20 protein-coding genes are annotated in these 17,697 nt (G+C 58.1%); 15 read left to right on the forward strand and 5 right to left on the reverse strand.

Annotation, left to right across the window (positions count from 1 at the left end; genetic code table 11):
* Positions 1–26 precede the first annotated feature (26 nt).
* The 14 genes from GH722_19955 (at position 27) to GH722_20020 (ending at position 14,230) form a co-directional block, all read left to right on the forward strand.
* Positions 27–1,133 carry a hypothetical protein gene (locus GH722_19955; GenBank protein MRG74040.1) on the forward strand — a complete coding sequence of 369 codons (1,107 nt, stop codon included), beginning with the start codon at positions 27–29 and terminating at the stop codon, positions 1,131–1,133.
* Positions 1,134–1,136: 3 nt separating this feature from the next.
* On the forward strand, positions 1,137–1,865 hold the full coding sequence (locus GH722_19960; protein ID MRG74041.1) for a DUF2848 domain-containing protein: 729 nt from the start codon (positions 1,137–1,139) through the stop codon (positions 1,863–1,865).
* 63 nt (positions 1,866–1,928) lie between these two features.
* Positions 1,929–3,500, forward strand: a complete 1,572-nt coding sequence (locus tag GH722_19965; GenBank protein MRG74042.1) for a hypothetical protein — start codon at positions 1,929–1,931, stop codon at positions 3,498–3,500.
* Between the two features lie 75 nt (positions 3,501–3,575).
* Positions 3,576–4,589, forward strand: coding sequence for an ABC transporter permease subunit (locus tag GH722_19970; GenBank protein ID MRG74043.1), 1,014 nt, complete (start codon positions 3,576–3,578; stop codon positions 4,587–4,589).
* The gene (locus tag GH722_19975) at positions 4,589–5,485 is read left to right on the forward strand and encodes an ABC transporter permease subunit (GenBank protein MRG74044.1); all 897 of its coding nucleotides are present in this window, start codon (positions 4,589–4,591) and stop codon (positions 5,483–5,485) included. The genes GH722_19970 and GH722_19975 overlap by 1 nt, the downstream gene beginning before the upstream one ends.
* Entirely contained in the window at positions 5,482–6,471 is a 990-nt protein-coding gene (locus tag GH722_19980; GenBank protein ID MRG74045.1) for an ATP-binding cassette domain-containing protein, read from the forward strand. The genes GH722_19975 and GH722_19980 overlap by 4 nt, the downstream gene beginning before the upstream one ends.
* Positions 6,468–7,448, forward strand: a complete 981-nt coding sequence (locus GH722_19985) for an ATP-binding cassette domain-containing protein (protein MRG74046.1) — start codon at positions 6,468–6,470, stop codon at positions 7,446–7,448. Before GH722_19980 ends, GH722_19985 begins: the two co-directional genes overlap by 4 nt.
* Before the next feature lie 27 nt (positions 7,449–7,475).
* A complete protein-coding gene (locus GH722_19990) occupies positions 7,476–9,479 on the forward strand; it encodes an NAD(P)-binding protein (protein MRG74047.1) in 2,004 nt (667 codons plus the stop codon).
* Positions 9,436–9,894 carry a hypothetical protein gene (locus GH722_19995; GenBank protein MRG74048.1) on the forward strand — a complete coding sequence of 153 codons (459 nt, stop codon included), beginning with the start codon at positions 9,436–9,438 and terminating at the stop codon, positions 9,892–9,894. The genes GH722_19990 and GH722_19995 overlap by 44 nt, the downstream gene beginning before the upstream one ends.
* Entirely contained in the window at positions 9,891–11,513 is a 1,623-nt protein-coding gene (locus tag GH722_20000; protein MRG74049.1) for an FAD-dependent oxidoreductase, read from the forward strand. The genes GH722_19995 and GH722_20000 overlap by 4 nt, the downstream gene beginning before the upstream one ends.
* Positions 11,510–11,947: a hypothetical protein gene (locus GH722_20005; GenBank protein ID MRG74050.1), complete on the forward strand. Its 438-nt coding sequence runs from the start codon at positions 11,510–11,512 to the stop codon at positions 11,945–11,947. The genes GH722_20000 and GH722_20005 overlap by 4 nt, the downstream gene beginning before the upstream one ends.
* A complete protein-coding gene (locus GH722_20010; protein ID MRG74051.1) occupies positions 11,944–12,864 on the forward strand; it encodes an EamA family transporter in 921 nt (306 codons plus the stop codon). Before GH722_20005 ends, GH722_20010 begins: the two co-directional genes overlap by 4 nt.
* Before the next feature lie 30 nt (positions 12,865–12,894).
* Positions 12,895–13,968 carry a methyltransferase domain-containing protein gene (locus GH722_20015; GenBank protein ID MRG74052.1) on the forward strand — a complete coding sequence of 358 codons (1,074 nt, stop codon included), beginning with the start codon at positions 12,895–12,897 and terminating at the stop codon, positions 13,966–13,968.
* A gap of 4 nt (positions 13,969–13,972) precedes the next feature.
* A complete protein-coding gene (locus GH722_20020) occupies positions 13,973–14,230 on the forward strand; it encodes a hypothetical protein (protein ID MRG74053.1) in 258 nt (85 codons plus the stop codon).
* 3 nt (positions 14,231–14,233) lie between these two features.
* Here the strand turns inward: GH722_20020 and GH722_20025 are convergent, their stop codons facing one another.
* From GH722_20025 to GH722_20045, 5 genes are all read right to left on the reverse strand, one after another.
* A complete protein-coding gene (locus GH722_20025; protein MRG74054.1) occupies positions 14,234–14,575 on the reverse strand; it encodes a type II toxin-antitoxin system RelE/ParE family toxin in 342 nt (113 codons plus the stop codon).
* Entirely contained in the window at positions 14,529–14,762 is a 234-nt protein-coding gene (locus tag GH722_20030) for a type II toxin-antitoxin system ParD family antitoxin (protein ID MRG74055.1), read from the reverse strand. Before GH722_20030 ends, GH722_20025 begins: the two co-directional genes overlap by 47 nt.
* A 73-nt stretch (positions 14,763–14,835) precedes the next feature.
* Entirely contained in the window at positions 14,836–15,054 is a 219-nt protein-coding gene (locus tag GH722_20035) for a hypothetical protein (GenBank protein ID MRG74056.1), read from the reverse strand.
* A gap of 21 nt (positions 15,055–15,075) precedes the next feature.
* Positions 15,076–15,354, reverse strand: a complete 279-nt coding sequence (locus tag GH722_20040) for a hypothetical protein (GenBank protein MRG74057.1) — start codon at positions 15,352–15,354, stop codon at positions 15,076–15,078.
* On the reverse strand, positions 15,345–16,799 hold the full coding sequence (locus tag GH722_20045) for a thioredoxin (protein MRG74058.1): 1,455 nt from the start codon (positions 16,797–16,799) through the stop codon (positions 15,345–15,347). The genes GH722_20040 and GH722_20045 overlap by 10 nt, the downstream gene beginning before the upstream one ends.
* Positions 16,800–16,918: 119 nt before the next feature.
* Between GH722_20045 and GH722_20050 the strand changes: the two genes are divergently transcribed.
* On the forward strand, positions 16,919–17,614 hold the full coding sequence (locus GH722_20050; protein ID MRG74059.1) for an FCD domain-containing protein: 696 nt from the start codon (positions 16,919–16,921) through the stop codon (positions 17,612–17,614).
* Positions 17,615–17,697: the final 83 nt, after the last annotated feature.

Raw genomic sequence — 17,697 nt, forward strand, 5'->3', positions numbered from 1 at the left:
AACCTGCGCCAACTCTTTTCGTCTGAATGCAAAATTTTCTTTGGCTAAAAAGTTATAAATCTATAACATTAGACACTCAAGTCGAAATGCGGGAGGGCATGACGGTAATGAGCGAGGCGATGTTGCGGGGGAATCAGAATAATCCGGTTCGTGTTTCTGCCAGATGCTGGGATCGGGCGGGTATGGAAGCCGTCGGTGATGCCTTTCGTTACGCCCTGTCGGAGAATGCTCTTTCCGAAATTGAGGCGGCTATCGGGTTTTGCCGTCGGAACGGACTGACATCCGAAACTGTCGAGCAGGAAGATTTCCGTATTCCGTCATTTGCTTCCGACGTGGCGTCGCTGCACCAGCAGCTTGATGCGGGCCGTGGTTTTGTTGTCATCGGCGGGCTGGACACCTCCAGATACAGTGATGACGAAGCCGGTATTATTGCCTGGGGGCTGGGGAACTATCTCGGCCGCCCGGTGCGTCAGGGGCTGCATACAGACCGGCGCATGTTCACCGTCACCGATACCGGCGGCAAGAATACCGATCCGACCCGTATCGGTGCCAGTTCCAAGCGGTCTGCCATGCATTCGGACAATGGCTGTCTGGAGCGGCGTCCGCCCTGTTACATTGGCCTGCTTTGCGTCAAGACCGCGGTGAAGGGCGGCGACAGCATGCTCATTTCTGCGGAGACTGTGCATGAGGTTGTGGAGCGTGAGCGACCGGATCTGCTGCCTCTCTTATATGAAACATGGGATTTTCGTCCGCCGGTTCTGCATACCTGGCCGGATGGTCCGAAGACCATTCGCAAGCCGATCTTCGAGCGCGATTCCGGCGAGCTTCGTATCCATTATGCCCGTGTGATGATCGAGCCGGGTATGGAACTGGCGGGAACGCCCCTGACCGACCGGCAGCGTGAGGCGCTGGATTACTTCGACAGCGTTCTGGAACGCCGTGATCTGTATTTCTCCTTCGTGCTGCGGCAGGGGGAGTTTCTTGTGACCAATAATCTCGTGAACCTGCATGGACGTGAGGCTTTTGCCACGGATTCAGCAGGCGGTCGCATTCTTAAACGCATCTGGATGTGGCGTCGACATGTCGGCGCCGGTGATAACCCCGTCGCGCTCGACGCGGCAGAAATGAGGTAAAATATGCAATTTTCGGCGACAGTGGCTTCCCGGACGGGTGGCGATAACAAACAGGATTTCCCGATCAGGCGGATGTACAATTTCGGCTCTGCGACACGTGATCCGCAGACCGCGGTCGCGCATCAGGAAGAAGTTGCGAAGTCAGGTATTTATATCGCTTTCGACGTTCCTGCGCCGCGTATCTATCCGATCGGCCGGCATTCCTTCACCATGGAAGATGAGGTCTTTGTGCAGACGGAGAAAACCTCCGGCGAGGTCGAGATCGTTCTTCACATGGCGGACCAGCTCTATGTTGGGGTTGGCAGTGACCATACGGACCGGGCGCTGGAAACCGTCAGCATTCCGGGCAGCAAGCAAGCCTGCCCGAACCATCTTGCGGGCACGCTCTGGCCTTACGCCGAGATTGCCGATCACTGGGATGAATGTGTTCTGAAGGCCTGGGTTGATGACCGCCTGTATCAGGATGTCAGTGTTTCGGCTTTCATGAAGCCGGAAGTCATCATCGACACCCTGCGGGAGCGGGTGGGTGGTGTTCCGGATCGCGATTTCACGGTGTTTTGCGGTACTATCGTCAGTGTCGATAAGGCGCTGGGCTTTGGTGCGCACTGGAAATACAGCCTCGAAGACCCGGTAACATCGCGGAATATCACGGGGAATTACGACGTTGTGAACATACTTTCTGAAGTCAGGGACGGTTTTCAGGTCCCCTTCTTCAACCCGCAAAAACAATAAAACACCACTCGGGAGCCGACTGCCGGTCCGGGTCCGGCGTCAAACTTAACAAGGGAGCATAGAATGCTTGAATGGAAAGATATGAGACGGGGAGCCCTCGCCGCAGCGGCGCTTGGTTCCACATTGCTGGCTGGCCCGGCTCTGGCGGCGACGCTGGTCGTTGCTTCGCCGAACACGCCGGAGGGTTTTGATGGTGACGCGCTGCGCCCCCATACCCAGAACGTCGTCGTACAGACCTATGAAGGTCTGACCAAATACGGTCGCATGATGAAAGACGGTCGCGAAGTGCTGGACCCCAGCAAGGCGCTGCCGCATCTGGCCGAAAGCTGGACAATTTCCGACGACAAGAAAACCTTTGTGCTGACGCTTCGTAAAGGGGTCAAAAGCCCTTATGGTAACGAACTGACAGCCGATGATGTCGAATGGAGCTGGGCCAAGTCCTTTGCTCAGAAACGTACCGGCAACTTCATTGCGCGTGTGTCGAACGTTGAGGCCGTCAAGGCGGTTGGCAAATATGACGTGGAATTCACGCTGAATGCGCCAAGCTCGATTTTCCTCAAGGCGCTGACGCTCTACGTTCCGGGCATCTATGATTCCACCGAAGTGAAAAAGCACGCTACGGCGGAAGACCCCTGGGGTCTGAAATGGATGGAAAACAACACCGCCGGATTTGGTGCCTATCATCTGGAAACCCTGAAGCCGGGTGATCAGGCGATCTTTGTCGCCAACCCGAATTACTTCGGTGAGAAGCCCTATTTTGATCGCGTGATCTACAAACAGATCCCGTCAGGTGCCAGCCGGGTTACCCTGCTGAAAACCGGTCAGGTTCAGTGGATTGACCGTCCTGCCATCCAGCAGGTTCTCGACATGCAGAAGGACTCGTCGGTCAAGATCGAAAAAGCGACAGGTCGCAGCTCTGCTGCCGCCCGTATGAACCCGAAGTGCAAGCCGTTTGACGATGTCCGGGTCCGTCAGGCAGTCAACTACGCTGTTGATGCGGAACTGATCAACAAGGCCGTGTTCGGTGGTACAGCAGCTCTCGCCAAGTCGGTGGTTCCGCCGATTGTCGATGGTTATGACACCAGCACTTTCACCTACGACTACAACCCTGAGAAAGCCAAGGCCCTGCTGGCGGAAGCCGGTTATCCGGACGGATTCGAAATGGATATCTTCTATTCGGATCTGTGGTGGCATCAGGAGCCGGTCGCCATTCAGATTGCTGACCAGCTCAACAAGATTGGCCTGAAAATCAAGCCGGTGAAGCTGATCGGCTCGGAAATGCGGTCACGCGGGTCACCCAAGGTGATGGATATGTGCTTCTTCACCTTTGAAGACGGCCCGATCGTGCTTGATCCGGTCTACACCATGTACCTGATCGCGCATACCAGCGGCGTTTCAAACCGCGCAGCCTATTCGAACCTGAAGGTTGATGAGTTGATTGACGCCGGGCGTCAGGAACTTGATGCCGACAAGAAGAATGAGCTGATGAAAGAAGCCCAGAAGCTTTGGCTCGCAGATGCTCCGTGGGTAATGACCGTTTATTCGGCGACCTTTGAAGCCATGAATCCGAAGATTTCCGGATGGGTTCACTATCCCGACGAACATGAGCGTTGGGCCGATCTGACGATGAAGTAAGGCTGTCGGACCGTGCGGGGGGCATGTCGGTGACGTGCTCCCCATAGTTCCCGATCTTTTTTTACGGATGAAATCATGACTTTCGGACGTTTCTTTCTGCGACGCATGCTGATGGTGATCCCGCTGATGCTGGGTATCGTCTTCGCCACTTTCATGCTGGTTCGCGTTGGGGGGCTGGACCCGGTGGGTCTGCTGGCAGGACCAACGGCAACCGCAGCCGAGTTTGATCTCATTCGCAGCGAGTTGGGTCTCGACAAATCATTATTTGAACAATTTTTCATTTATCTGGGTAATCTGCTGCAGGGTGATTTCGGTGAATCCTGGCTGAGCAACCGGCCCGTTCTGGACGATATGCTGGACCGGGTGATGGTCTCGGTGGAACTGCTGTTGTGGGGTGTCGGTATCGGCACGCTGGTCGGTATTCCGATCGGACTGCGGGCAGCCTTCCGGCCAGACGGTGCTTTTGACCATATCAGCCGCTTTTTCTCTCTGCTGGGTTTTTCCATCCCGACCTACTGGCTCGGTCTGGTGATGCTGTTTGTTTTCTTCTACCTGCTGGGATGGGCGCCCCCCGGCGTTGGCCGGATCGGACTGATCATGAGCCCGCCACCAACCGTCACCGGCAGTTACTTCATTGACGCGCTGATAATAGGTGACTGGGATGTGGCGAAATCTGCTGCGTCGCATCTGGTGTTGCCGGTGATCTGCATGGCGATTGTCTCGTCCGCACCGATTATCAAGCATACCCGGGCTATTACGCTTGAGGTGCTGTCGAATGACACGGTGCGCTATGCGCGGGCATCCGGTCTGCCGAAAGATGTGGTGAAACGGATTGTTCTGCGCAATTCCACAGTCCCGATCCTGACTTTTGTCGGTACAGAAATTACCGGCCTGGTGGGGACCATGTCGCTGATCGAGTTTGTTTTTGCATGGGGCGGGCTGGGCGAATACGGCCTGGCGGCGATTGTCCGCGGCGATTTCGCCGCAGTGCAGGGATATGTGCTCTTCCTCGCACTGTTCTCGGTCATCGTCTTTCTGATTATCGACTTTGTTGTCTATCTGATTGAACCCCGTGCGGAGTTGACGTGATGCCTGATGGTTCAAATTTCCCCGCCGGCGCAGCCCCTGTTCCCGGCTTTTCGGTCGCCCGGCGGATTGCCGGGATGTCCCGGTTCAGCCCGACCGCGGCGATTGGTCTGACGATCATTCTGGTCTTCGGTATTCTTGCCCTCGGCTCGAATATTTTCATGCCCTACGACCCGGTCTCATCCTTTCCGGAACGGGTTCTTCAGGCCCCGAATGCGGATCACTGGTTTGGTACGGATGGTAACGGGATGGATGTGTTTTCCCGTGTCATCTACGGCGCACGCTATGGTTTCGGGATTGCCATTCCGGCTGTCATCATCTCCCTGCTGATCGGTGTGCCGGTGGGGCTGTGGACGGGTTATAAAGGCGGGATCGGCGATGAAATCGTCATGCGCTTCTTTGATGGCCTGCGGGTTTTCCCCTCGATCATTCTGGCGCTTGCTGTCGTTGCTGCGACCGGGCAGTCGCTGATCAATGTGATCATCGTTCTTGGTGTGCTCGATTCTCCGGTTTTTGCCCGTGTCGTGCGCTCCGAAGTGCTGGCCCTGCGGTCCAGCGTCTTTGTCGAATCCGCCGTGGCTGCGGGCAATCCGACCTGGCGCGTCATGTTCGTTCATCTGTTGCCGAATGCCATTCAGGGAGCCATGGCCCAGACGGCGGTGCGTGCAGCGTGGGCCGTTCGTATTTCTGCAACGCTGGCTTTCCTGGGGGTCGGTATTCAGGCGCCAACCCCGGAATGGGGGGCGATGATTCGCCAGGGTGCTGAATTCATGGTTTCGGGTCAGTGGTGGGTGGCCCTGTTCCCGGGACTGGCACTGATTATGCTGGTTCTCGGCCTGAATATGCTCGGTGACGGGCTTCAGGATTTCCTCAACCCACGTCGCAGGTCGGTCAAGTGAGCTTACTCGAAGTCAACGAACTCGAGACGCATTTCGTTTCGCGCGATCTCGATAACAATATCCGCACCGCCCGTGCACTGAACGGCGTCACTTTCTCTGTCGATAGCGGAGAGTTTCTCGGCATCGTCGGGGAAACCGGTGCCGGCAAGTCACTGACAGCGCAGTCGGCGGTCGGGCTGTTACGCCCTCCGGCACGGGTGGTTGGCGGTTCCGTCAGGTTCGCCGGCAGGGAACTGCTGGAGCTGTCTGATGACGACCTGAACGGTCTGCGCGGTCATGAGATTGCGATGGTTGTGCAGAACCCCCGGACATCACTTGACCCGCTGACCCGGATTGGCGATCAGCTGGTCCGTATCCGTCAGGCGCATGTCAAAACCACTTACAGGGAAGCCCGCAAACGTGCGCTGGAAATGATGGATGCCGTCGGTATTCCTGATCCGGAACGCCGGGCGATGGCCTGGCCGCATGAATTGTCCGGCGGGATGGCTCAGCGCGTGCTGATCGCAATGGCGCTGATGAACGAGCCGCGGCTGCTGATTGCAGATGAGCCGACAACCGGCCTCGATGTGACCGTGCAGGCTCAGATTCTTGATCTGCTGCGCGATCTGGTGAAGCGGATGAATATGGCGGCAATCATCATCACCCACGACCTTGGCGTGGTGGCTCATTACTGTGACCGCATGGCGGTGATGTTTGCCGGATCAATGGTTGAGGTGGGGCCGGTCAAGTCGGTCTTCGATCATCCGGCACATCCCTATACAAAAAACCTTATCGCAGCGACGCCGGAGCGGCTGCAGCTTGGTGAAACCAGCATCCTCGGGGCACCGCCGCCGGATCTCTATAATCTTCCGGAAGGTTGCCATCACCGTGACCGGTGCCAGTTTGCCGAAGATATCTGCCTGACCGATCCGAAGATTGAAGATGTCACCCCCGGCCATGCCGCACGTTGTCATCTGGCGGCACGATTGCTGGAGACTACGAAATGAGCGAACAGCCCGTCATTGAGGTCAGGGGCCTCAAGAAGCATTTCCCGACCGGTCACAAGGACAAGGTGGTCCATGCTGTCAACGGAATCGATTTCGCCATCCGTCCGGGTGAGACTCTCGGCATGGTGGGGGAAAGCGGTTCCGGTAAGTCGACGGTTGGCCGGACGATCCTGCGCCTGACCAATCCGACTGCCGGGAAAATTACCTTCTGTGGTCAGGATATATCGAGCCTCTCGATGGATCAGTGCCGACCGCTCAGATCTGACATGCAGATGGTGTTTCAGGATCCGTGGAGTGCGCTGAATCCCCGCATGAAAATCGGAAGCCTGATTTCGGAGCCGCTGCTGCTGCATGACAAGATGCCACGCAGCGAACGTGAAGACCGTACCGAGGCTCTGGCCAAACGTGTGCAACTGAGTACCGAATTTCTGAACCGCTATCCCAGCGACCTGTCCGGCGGACAGTTGCAGCGGGTCTGTATTGCGCGGGCGATTGCCACGAACCCGAAGCTGATCGTCCTCGACGAGCCGACCAGCTCTCTGGATCTGTCGGTACGGGCCGGCATTCTGGAACTGCTGGCAGAGCTGAAGGAAGAAACCCGGGTCGCGATGCTGTTCATCTCACATGATCTGGGCACGGTGAAGCTGATCAGCGACCGGATTGTGGTGCTCTATCTCGGACAGATTGTTGAGCAGGCTGAAGCCGGTTCCGTGTTCGATGCTCCGGCCCATCCCTATACCCAGTCGCTGATGTCGGCACATCTGCCGGCGGACCCGCATTTCGTGGTGAAGCGTCAGATCCTCGAAGGCGAGGTTCCGAGCCCGATTGATCTGCCGACCGGCTGCTCGTTCCACACACGCTGCCCCGTCGCGATCGATAAGTGCAGCCAGCAAGAGCCACCGCTCGACCTGCTGAGCGATAACGGTCATCTCGCAGCCTGCCTGCGTATCAAGGATGGCGGCAACAGGATCGCCTGACTGACAGGCTATACAGAAAGGAAGACGATGTCTGGAGATACGGCATATACACGCTTGTTCAGTCCGATGAAGCTGGGGCCAAAGACGGCCCGTAACCGGATCTGGATGACCGCACATGCAACCCTGCTGGTGAAGGATCATCTCTTCACGGACGCGCATATCCATTACTACAAGGAGCGCGCCAAAGGTGGGGTCGCGGTCATCACCATGGAGGCGATGGCGGCCCATCCGACAACCCAGCCTTACAAGGGCAAGGCCTTCGCCTTTGATCAGCGGATGGCGGCGCAGTACCGGAAGCTGGCGGATGCCGTGCATGAATATGACACGCTGTTGCTGTCACAACCCTGGCATCGCGGACGGCAGACAAATTCTGTCGCCAATGGTCTGCCGGTCTGGGCGCCGTCCTCAATCCCCTGCAGCGTTTACCGTGAAATGCCGCATGTCATGACAACAGCGGATATCAATGAACTGATCGAAGGTTATCGCCTGTCGGCCAGGTATTCGAAGGAAGGCGGACTGGACGGGGTCGAGGTCCATGGCATGTCCCATGGCTACATGCTCAACCAGTTCCTGTCTCCGGCGACCAACAACCGGCGGGATGCCTATGGTGGCAGTCTTGAGAACCGGATGCGGATCGTCATGGAAATCCTTGATGCGTCGCGCCAGGAAATCGGTCGCGACATGATCATGGGAATGCGGATCAATTCGAATGACGGCCATCCCGGTGGCCTCGGCCCGGATGAATGGGCCGATATCGCGAAGGAATTCGAGGCCACTGGTCTGATCGATTACATCTCCGTCAGTCACGGAACCTATCTCAACCGCATGCTGATCTATCCGACATCGCCGGAAGATCAGGGCTATCAGCTGGCTGCTACGCAGAAAGTTGCAGATGCGGTCAGTGTTCCGGTTGTCGGCGTCGGCCGGATCATCGATCCGGCTGCGGCGGAAGGTTATCTGGCAGACGGAAAGTGCGAGTTCATCGGCATGGCCCGTCAGCTGATCGCTGATCCGGAATGGCCCAGGAAAGCCTATGAGAACAAGGCCGGTGATATTCGCCCCTGTGTTGGTGCGAACTGGTGCATGTCATCCATTTTCGCGCAGGCTGCGATCGCCTGCATCCATAACCCGGCAGCGGGTAATGAAATGGAACTGGGGGCGGGTACGCTGAGCCAGGCAGAAACAGCGAAGAAAGTTGCTGTGGTTGGTGCCGGTCCGGGAGGGATGCGTGCTGCGCTGACCGCCGCCGGGCGGGGACATGATGTGACACTGTTTGAAGCCCGCGACAATCTTGGTGGTCAGACAGCATGGTGGGCAAAAGCCGACAGCCGCAAGGAACTGGTGGGGATTGTCGACTGGCTGGAGACCCAGCTTCGCCAGACCGGTGTGACCATTCAGACCGGCACAAAGGTTGATGCGGGGATGCTGGCCGGGTTCGATGCGGTGGTTGTCGCAACCGGCTCCCGGGCACTGAAGCATGGCTGGAACATGCTGCATCCGGAACGCTGGGACGGGGATATCCTGCCCGGTGCCGATCAGCCCCATGTCTTCACCTATATGGAGTTACTGGCGGATGAACCGCCGGTCGGCAAAAAGGTCGTCGTTATTGACAGTATGGGCGGTCGTCAGGGAGCGGTCACAACCGAGTATCTGGCGCAACGCGGTGCTTCCGTCACTTTCATCACCCAGCTGGGGCAGCCATCGCCGGATCTGGCGGGCAGCCGTGACTGGGGCAAGGTCCATGGCATGTTGCGCCGGATGGGCGTGACCTTCATGTCGGACTCTGAAGTGACAGCGATTGATGGCCCGCAAGTTACGGTGCGCGATCTCTACACCGACGAACACACCCTGCTTAACGATATTGATCAGGTCGTCATGATTATCGGCGCACATGCCGAGGATGACCTGTTCCACGAACTCAGCCCGCGCAAAGCCGACGGGTTAGAGCTGCATCTGATCGGTGACGCCATGTCGCCGCGTCGGGTCAATGACGCAATTAGAGAGGGCGAACTGGTCGCCCGCAAAATCTGAGGAGAATCTGATGACACCTGAAGGCAAAGCAGAACTGGATAAAATCCGCGAAGTCCGCGGCTATACACTGCCGGTTCACGAATATCTTGCGGAACTCGATCCGGAAATGCTGAAGCGTTATGGCAATCTGGCAAGCTACACCCTGTTTGGTGATGCCGAAGGCCGCCCGATGGACCTGAAGACCCGCTTTCTGGTGCTGGTCGGCGTGACCACCGCCGTCAAGGGGGACCGGGAAGGTATTGAATGGGCGGCCATCCGCGCCATCCAGAACGGGGCAACCTGGAAAGAAGTCTATGAGGCTGCCTTCATGGCTGCTCTGCCAGCCGGTATCCCGGCATTTGAAGCATCCTGCCGCGCCTTCAATGAAATGAAGAAGGGTGATGGCTGGGTTGATCTGGAAGTGCCGGAAGAATGACCACCGGGCCGGAAACAGCTGATGTGGTGATTGTCGGCGCCGGGGCATCCGGTGCTGCAACCGCATGGGCACTTTCCGGCCATGGGTTGAAGATCGTCTGTCTGGAGCAGGGTGACTGGGTCGACCAGTCATCCTCGCCCAGCCTCGACAATGGCTGGGAGATTGCCCTGCAGACGGTGTTCCATCCCAATCCGAATATTCGCGCCGGTGCACGGGATTACCCGGTGACCGATGACGCAACGCCTATCAAGCCGGCTTTGTTTAACGCTGTTGGCGGTGGCACGATTCGCTGGGGCGGGCATTTCCCGCGTCTCCATCCCAGTGATTTCCGGGTACATACACTGGATGGCGTGGCCGATGACTGGCCGGTATCCTATCCGGAACTGGAACCCTATTTTGATATCAATGACCGGATGATGGGTGTCGCCGGTCTTGCCGGGGATCCGGCCAATCCGCCGCGCGCCGCCCGGCCAACTGGCCCACTACCACTTTGCCCCGCGACCCGCAGGATTGCCGCTGCCTTCGACAGTCTGGGATGGCACTGGTGGCCGGCGGATGCGGCGATTGTCTCCAGCAATTATGGCGAGGATCGCAAGGCCTGCAATAATTGCGGTCCCTGCGGTCTTGGCTGTCCGCGCAAGTCGCGCGCCAGCACGGATATCACCTACTGGCCTGCCGCCATTCGGGGTGGTGTTGATTTGCGGACACGCTCTGTTGTCACCGCGCTGAAGGCAGCATCTCCTCATCAGGTAGGTTCTGTCACCTATATTGACGGTGACGGGCAGGGGCAGGAAATTTCAGCCGGAACAGTGATTGTCGGCTGTAACGGTCTCGGGACATCGCGTCTGCTGCTGGCATCAGCCAGTGATCGGCATCGCAACGGTCTGGCCAACAGTTCCGGTCAGCTTGGCCGTAATCTCATGTTGCATCCGACGGCCATTGTGACCGGGGTGTTTACTGACAGGCTCGACAGCCATCGCGGTCCCTTTGCAACATCGCTCTACAGCCAGCAATTCTATGAAACCGATGGATCGAATGACTTTATCCGGGGCTATCAGTTACAGGCGCTGCGGGGTCAGGGACCGGTTGGCACGGCACTTGGCGGCTATATGCATCGCCTGCCCTGGGGTGAGGCGCATCACGACCGCTTCATGGCTGAGTTCGGCCATTCGGTCAGTCTGACAGTGACAACAGAGGATCTGCCGGAGCCGGTCAACCGGGTAGAGCTGGACAGAAACCGCAAGGATGCCTGGGGACTGCCCGCGCCGAAGATGACCTACCGGCTGGGTGAGAATACTAAACGTATGCTGGCCCACGGATCGGAAAAGGCACGGGAAGTGATGGCCGCAGCCGGTGCCTCAGAGATTATCGTCAATCCGCTGGCACGTCAGGCCGGGTTTCATTTTCTCGGCACGGCCCGGATGGGCAATGATCCGGCAGTTTCCGTCGTGAACGGAGACTGCGTGACCCACGATATTGATAATCTGATGGTTGTCGACGGATCGGTGTTTCCGACTTCGGCAGCCGTCAACCCGACCCCCACCATTCAGGCGGTGGCACTGCGTGCGGCCGACCGCCTGCTGCATCGACTTGGTATATCAGAAGGACCGAGAGCATGACCGCTTCACTGCTTTCCGCAATTCTTGACCGGCTTCTGCCGGGCAACAGCGAGGGATGGCCCGCAGCCGGAAAGCTGGGGCTGGCCCCGTCGGTCGGGGCTTTCATCTCGCGGACACCGGAAGGGGCCGCCTGGCTGGAAGTTGTTCTCGCCGGGACGGCACCCGGTTTTCTGGAAATGACACCGGCCGAGCAGACCCGTGATCTGCAACGACTGGAGGAAGCAGAACCCGAAGCATTCGAGCGGCTCGTCGTCGCAGCCTACAACATGTACTACACCCATCCGGAAGTTCGTCACGTAATTGAGCGGCTGACAGGCTATGAAGCCCGCCCGCCACAGCCGCTGGGCTATGAGATGGAACCGTTCGACGAGGCACTGCTGGTGCGTCAGAAGCAGCGTGCGCCGTTCTGGCGACGAACAGGCGGAGAAGCATGACGCAAGGCTCCGGCATTCTGCAGCCGCGCCCGCTCATCGGAGTGGGGGCCATGATGCTGACCACCATCGTTGTCCCGATGATGGGCGTCTTTGTGAAAATTCTTCACGGCTTTGGCCTGAACTCTACCGAGATGCTGGCGATCCGTTCGGTCATCGTGACGCTGGTACTGTTGCCGGGGTTGCTCTGGGCGGTTAACCGGGCAGCACTGATTGCGGCTGACAAGAAGGCGCATCTGCTGCATGCGGCCTTCGGCCTGTCTTCTATGGCCTGCTTTTATTATGCCTTCCAGTTCATGCCGCTGGTCATCGTGACCGCGATTAATTTCACAACCCCGATCTTTCTGGTTCTGATGGCCCGGTTCCTGTTCGGCGAACAGCTGGGCTGGCGCAGCTGGGTGGCAATATCGGTCGGCTTCCTGGGCGCACTGATCGTACTGCAACCGGCGGCGCTGGATGTCGGGCCGGTGGCCGCCGTGGTGGTGCTGGGGTCTTTTCTTGGCGCTTGTATGTTAATGGCAATCCGGCGGATGCCGGCCCGCAGTTCCAACTTTGCGGTTATCTTTTACTTCTCGATCTTCGGCACAATGGCGTTTGGCGGGCTGTATCTGCCCTGGATGGATGTACCGCCACGTGAGTCATGGTGGAGCCTGCTGGCGCTCGCGGCACTGGCGCTGGCTGTCCATTCCCTGCTGACCTTCGCCTACCGGTTTTCCTCCTCCATGCTGGTGGGGGCGCTGGATTATACCCGGCTGATCTGGGCCGGATTGCTGGGCTGGTATCTGTTCAATGAGACCCCTCAGACCAGCGACGGGGTTGGCATGATACTGATTCTCGCCAGCGGATTTTATATTCTTTACCGTGAGTCACGGGGGCGCGGCGGCGCGACCTCGAAGACGGCGGCCAAGCGACTTGAATAGACGTGAACGCTAACTGACAGGAGACGGAACATGGATCTCAGACTGGCAAGGCCGGATCAGGCCCGACTGGATTTTGTTGAAGGACTGAAGGTTTTTGTGGCGAGCGATGTCGCCCCGGCACTACGGGTGGAATATGACGACTGGGTCAGCACAACAAAGCCGGATGAGGCAAAGCTGCGTGACCGGAATTTCATGAGCGAACGCTTCGAGCATGATCCGCTCTATCAGACATCCCGTGGTTTGCAGCGTCTCAGTCAGGAGGCCATGTGGCGGGAGACCATCTCGGGTCTCGCAGCCCGCCGGGGCGAGATCGAGGCAGAACTCGACGCGCCATCAGATGCCCCGGGATCACTGACGCTGGACCCGTCGCTGGAGATGCCGCGCTATTACGATGCCAACGAATTCCATCTGCAACCCGGCAACTATCACCGCGATACGCTGTCCGGTCCGGTCTACGAGGTTGGGGTCGCCACCTACACCATGCACCGCTATGGCAAGGCAGGTGACGAAATGGGGCGTGCGCTGGTGGGTGCCCTGCCGAAACGTGACTACAAGCGCATCCTCTATATGGGCTGCGGCCCGGCCTATAAATGCTATCCCCTCGTTGATGCATTCCCTGATGCAGAATTTCATGCCTGCGACCTCAGCGCCCCGATGCTGAAGTTCGCCCGTAACCGGGCTGCCGAACATGGCAAGGCGATTCATTTCAGCCAGCAGAACGCAGAAGACATGTCCTACCCGGAAGGCCATTTCGATCTGGTCTTCTGCAAGCTGCTGTTCCACGAAATGCCAACGAAGGCGGTTATCAACGCCGTCAATTCTGCCGCCCGCGTGCTGGCTCCCGGTGGCATTCTCGCCAATCTGGAACTGCCAAGCTATGAAAGCCTCGACCCGTTCAGCGCCTATCTGATGGACTGGGATACGCTGAACAATGGCGAACCTTTCTGGCGGGCCTATCACGAAATGGATCTGGAAGGCGCCTATCGTGACGCCGGTCTGGAGGCGAAAACCATTGAAGCCTACAGCGAGTGGGGCGGTGCGAAGGGGAATTACATGGGCAAGTTCTCCTATCACGTCACCATGGGCGAAAAGACGGAGGCCTGAGAGCATGGCAACGAAGACTGACTATTTTGCAGATGTCGCCCAGACCGACCTGATGCGCGTCGTCGTGGCGCTGGCGACGGAGGTCTATGAACTCCGCGACCGCCAGCGTCTCACCGAAAGCCTGCTGACCGAACAGGGGCTGAAACTGGACGATCTCGACGCAAAGGCGGAACCGGCAGTCTATGAGGAAGACCGATTGCGGGAGCGCGATGCCTTTGTCGCCCGGGTTTTCGCCGCCATGAAAGACCCGGTGGGGGGATAGGGTTCAGGTCAGGAGGGCGAGAGCCGGGTTGTTACATCCATGTTGGACACGGACAATCAGGAGACTCTCCGGGTCTGAGATGTAGACAATGAGGTGCTTCTGGAAGGGATGAATTCGAACCACAGGTTCAAATTCCGGACGCTCTGGTGCGAGGAAAGGGTTTTCAGCTATCTGCTGGAAGCTTTTCTCAAGCCCGTTGAGATAGATTCGGCGTTGTTCTTTTCCCCATATCTGCTGGGTATAGAGACCGATCTCCCGGATGTCTTCCTGCGCTTTTCTGCTGATGCGATAAGGGCTGTTAACGGGCGTCAAGTTCGGTCTGGATCGCCTCCATACTGAAGTCATCTGCGGTGCCGCTCTCAATCCCTTCGGTGATGGCGGTCTGAATCCTGGCGAGTTCTGCTGCCCGCGCCTGATCTTTTCGTATCAGGTCGCGTACATAGTCGCTGGCATTGCTATAACGCCCGGTTCGGGTCTGGGCCTCAACCCAGACCTTCATGGGATCAGGCAGAGAAACATTCATGGTTGCCATCAGCATCTCCTTTTTCTGAATTTGACATAGATTGGCAAAGTTTGTCAAATTCGGGAAAAGGAGATGCCAGCTCTCAGCTCTTACAGACTGCTTCCAGAATATCCCTGATCGACTGGTCGGCGAAGGCGTGCAGTTCCTCTGTCGTCTTGTTCTGCATCGGATGCGGCACGTAGATTGATGCTGCATCGAGACCGATGGCGGCTTTCTGGGAATCAAAGGCGTCGCGGAACTCCTCCGTCAGGATGCTGACGCCGGGGATGCCGCGTTTGTCCAGATCATTCAGGTCATGCAAACTGCACGACGTGCATGACCCTCAGTCGGACAGGGCGACGACGACGGCGTCACAGGTACCGGCGATCTCGGTAATCATCTCGGGCGGGGCGACGCGGGTGTTGGTCGGTTTTTTGAAACGCCGCGTTGCAACACCCCGCTCAGTACAGAGCTGTTCCAGCCGGTCGATGAACTCATCGCCGCGCATCTTGCCGATATCCATCAGGGCAAGGGTCTTTCCGTCAAATCCCGCAAGCGGTGACGTGCGGTCCCGCAGCAGGGATGTTGCCTCACCGGTCGGGTCTCTCAGTGTTACAGCCATGGTTTTATCTCCCGTGTTACAGTTTTTGACTCGTGGCGGAACCGGCCGCCCGTCCAGCCGGCGCAGATGGCGGAGAACAATCCGGCCTGTCCGCCGGCATGCACAATCTGCAATCCTTCCGGCCAGAATTTGTCGACCATGTCGTCCAGTCTGTCTGGGCTGACGCCTTCTCCGATGCCATGGGCACCCTGAACAACATCGCTGCCCGGTCGCCGCAGGGCGTCGTGCAGGGCGGTTGTGATGCGGTCGCGATCCCATCCGGCGTTGCGGTAAATCGCATAATGTTCGGGCACCAGCACCAGCATGGCGTTGGTGAACTCGCAAAGCTTCCAGTTGCCAACAGCCATCAGCGACCGGGCGAGGGACCGGGTCAGCTGCTCCGGGGTGCGGGATCGCTGGTCGACAAAGCCCTGTATGCCGTCGCCCTGAAACAGGGTCACCGTATCCGTATCCGGATCGAAACCACGTGAGACATTCAGCGGGGTCCAGCTCGGATCCTGCTCGTTCTCGGCAAAGCAGAAGGTGAATTTACCCGGTCCGCCAAGAACAGCCCTGTCGAGCTCGCCGGGGCGACCGCCGCCAACGTTTCGAATGATTAATTGGAGCGCCCGTCCGATCGTGGCATTGGCCCGGTTGCCCTGACCGAGACAGTTAATCCCTGAATTCATGCCGATCTTGCGGGTGATGGGACCATTGACGACAAGGATGGGAGAGGAAAAGCAGGTGGTGCAGAGAACACCATGCATGGTGGCTTCCGGCTGCAGGGCCGCGTCGAGCGCAGCCAGAATTACCGGCATATATTCCGGTCGTGCGCCCGCCATGACGGCATTAATGGCAACTTTCTCAACCGTGATCGGGGTCAGGTTCGGGGGAACTTCTCCCAGAATTTCGTCAGGCTTGCGGCTGGTGCCGCCCAGCATGCGGATGATCCGGGAATCGGTTGGCGGCACAACGGGCAGGCCGTCTGTCCAGCCCCGGTCATAGCAGGCTTCGGCGTCATCATCCCAGTCGCCGAGCGGGACAGGACGCGCCGCAATATTACTGTCGCCATAGCGTTCCATCAGGATTTCCCAGGCACCGGGGTCGCGCGAACGCGATCCGCATCCCGGCCGCTGATCCGGGAGGTCAGGGGCAAGGTTTTGCTGCCCGGTCAGTTCTTCCCAGTCAGCCCTGTGCCATCCGTAGGTTCTGGCGACCTCCTGTCCGTTCCGGAAACGGATGACGGTTGGTACCACCTCGATGTCGTGACGAAACGAGAGCTCCAGGGATCTGTCATCAAGACTGCGAAGGCCGGCCGGAAAGGCTGGGTCGTCCTGAGAAATGACGGTCAGGTCTGGCAACTGCCGGTCCAGGGCGCGGAGGACAGGCTGAACCATCACACAGGTTTCACAGCCAGCCTTGACGAATACAACCAGGCCGTCGCCGGGCAGTCCTGTCTGTTTCATCTTCGCCTCCTGAAAGTTTAGATTGATATATTAATTAATCAGGAAGGTTTGTCGAATCTATTAAAATCTGGGAAAAATTCGCTAAATTCATTAAGCTGGCCAGATTATTAATATACCAGATGATTGTACGGACCATGGAACAAAAGCTTGCGACAACTGTCCCGGCTGTCGGGCAACCGGCGCTGACGAAGCCTGTCATTGCTGATCTGATACGTGACCGGATCATCGCCGGGCGGCTGGCGATGGGAGAGCGGATTGCGGACAAGCAACTGGCGGCTGACCTTGGTGTCAGCCGGACACCAGTACGTGAGGCATTGTTGCAGCTTCAGTCGGAAGGGCTGGTTGAGATAAAGCCGCAAAGCGGAACATTTGTCTTTGATCTGACGGCTGCGGATATCGCAGAGATCTGCGCACTCCGGGTCATTCTGGAAACAGGTGCGATCCGTTCACTGCTGGCGAATGAGATGAAAGAGGCGCTGGCCAGGCTGGGGTTGATTGTGGGCCAGGCGGCACTGGCGCTTGAGGACGGCGACATGGCGCAATGCGATGCGCTGGACTGGCAGTTCCACGAAAGCCTGATTGCGGCGACGGGTAATCAGTACCTGATCCGGGCCTATCGCGGCATCTCCTCCCAACTGCGTGCCTTGCGTCAGCGAATGCCGCGGGATGCAGATCGCATCGCACAGGCCATTGCACAGCATCGTCGCATCGTTGATCTCTGCGCCGCCGGTCGTGTGGATGGGGCGGTGGCACAGATATCAGGCCATGTTGGCAATGTTGAACGGCTGCTGACAGCCATCGGAGAGACCGGCTGAGTTCCGGCGCAATGGTAAGTGACTGGCAGGGCTGTCCTCACCTCATGTCATTCCATCGTGTTGCGGAATGACATGAGGGATGG

Source organism: Alphaproteobacteria bacterium HT1-32, assembly GCA_009649675.1.
Lineage (GTDB): Bacteria > Pseudomonadota > Alphaproteobacteria > Rhodospirillales > HT1-32 > HT1-32.

Coding starts and splice junctions, on each gene's coding strand:
- GH722_19985 (MRG74046.1), top strand. CDS start 6,468: ATGAGCGAACAGCCCGTCATTGAGGTCAGGGGCCTCAAGAAGCATTTC.
- GH722_20040 (MRG74057.1), bottom strand. CDS start 15,354: ATGGCTGTAACACTGAGAGACCCGACCGGTGAGGCAACATCCCTGCTG.
- GH722_19960 (MRG74041.1), top strand. CDS start 1,137: ATGCAATTTTCGGCGACAGTGGCTTCCCGGACGGGTGGCGATAACAAA.
- GH722_20045 (MRG74058.1), bottom strand. CDS start 16,799: ATGAAACAGACAGGACTGCCCGGCGACGGCCTGGTTGTATTCGTCAAG.
- GH722_19975 (MRG74044.1), top strand. CDS start 4,589: ATGCCTGATGGTTCAAATTTCCCCGCCGGCGCAGCCCCTGTTCCCGGC.
- GH722_20030 (MRG74055.1), bottom strand. CDS start 14,762: ATGGCAACCATGAATGTTTCTCTGCCTGATCCCATGAAGGTCTGGGTT.
- GH722_19995 (MRG74048.1), top strand. CDS start 9,436: ATGACGCAATTAGAGAGGGCGAACTGGTCGCCCGCAAAATCTGAGGAG.
- GH722_20010 (MRG74051.1), top strand. CDS start 11,944: ATGACGCAAGGCTCCGGCATTCTGCAGCCGCGCCCGCTCATCGGAGTG.
- GH722_20025 (MRG74054.1), bottom strand. CDS start 14,575: ATGACTTCAGTATGGAGGCGATCCAGACCGAACTTGACGCCCGTTAAC.
- GH722_19970 (MRG74043.1), top strand. CDS start 3,576: ATGACTTTCGGACGTTTCTTTCTGCGACGCATGCTGATGGTGATCCCG.
- GH722_19990 (MRG74047.1), top strand. CDS start 7,476: ATGTCTGGAGATACGGCATATACACGCTTGTTCAGTCCGATGAAGCTG.
- GH722_19955 (MRG74040.1), top strand. CDS start 27: ATGCAAAATTTTCTTTGGCTAAAAAGTTATAAATCTATAACATTAGAC.
- GH722_20000 (MRG74049.1), top strand. CDS start 9,891: ATGACCACCGGGCCGGAAACAGCTGATGTGGTGATTGTCGGCGCCGGG.
- GH722_19965 (MRG74042.1), top strand. CDS start 1,929: ATGCTTGAATGGAAAGATATGAGACGGGGAGCCCTCGCCGCAGCGGCG.
- GH722_20020 (MRG74053.1), top strand. CDS start 13,973: ATGGCAACGAAGACTGACTATTTTGCAGATGTCGCCCAGACCGACCTG.
- GH722_20015 (MRG74052.1), top strand. CDS start 12,895: ATGGATCTCAGACTGGCAAGGCCGGATCAGGCCCGACTGGATTTTGTT.
- GH722_20005 (MRG74050.1), top strand. CDS start 11,510: ATGACCGCTTCACTGCTTTCCGCAATTCTTGACCGGCTTCTGCCGGGC.
- GH722_20050 (MRG74059.1), top strand. CDS start 16,919: ATGATTGTACGGACCATGGAACAAAAGCTTGCGACAACTGTCCCGGCT.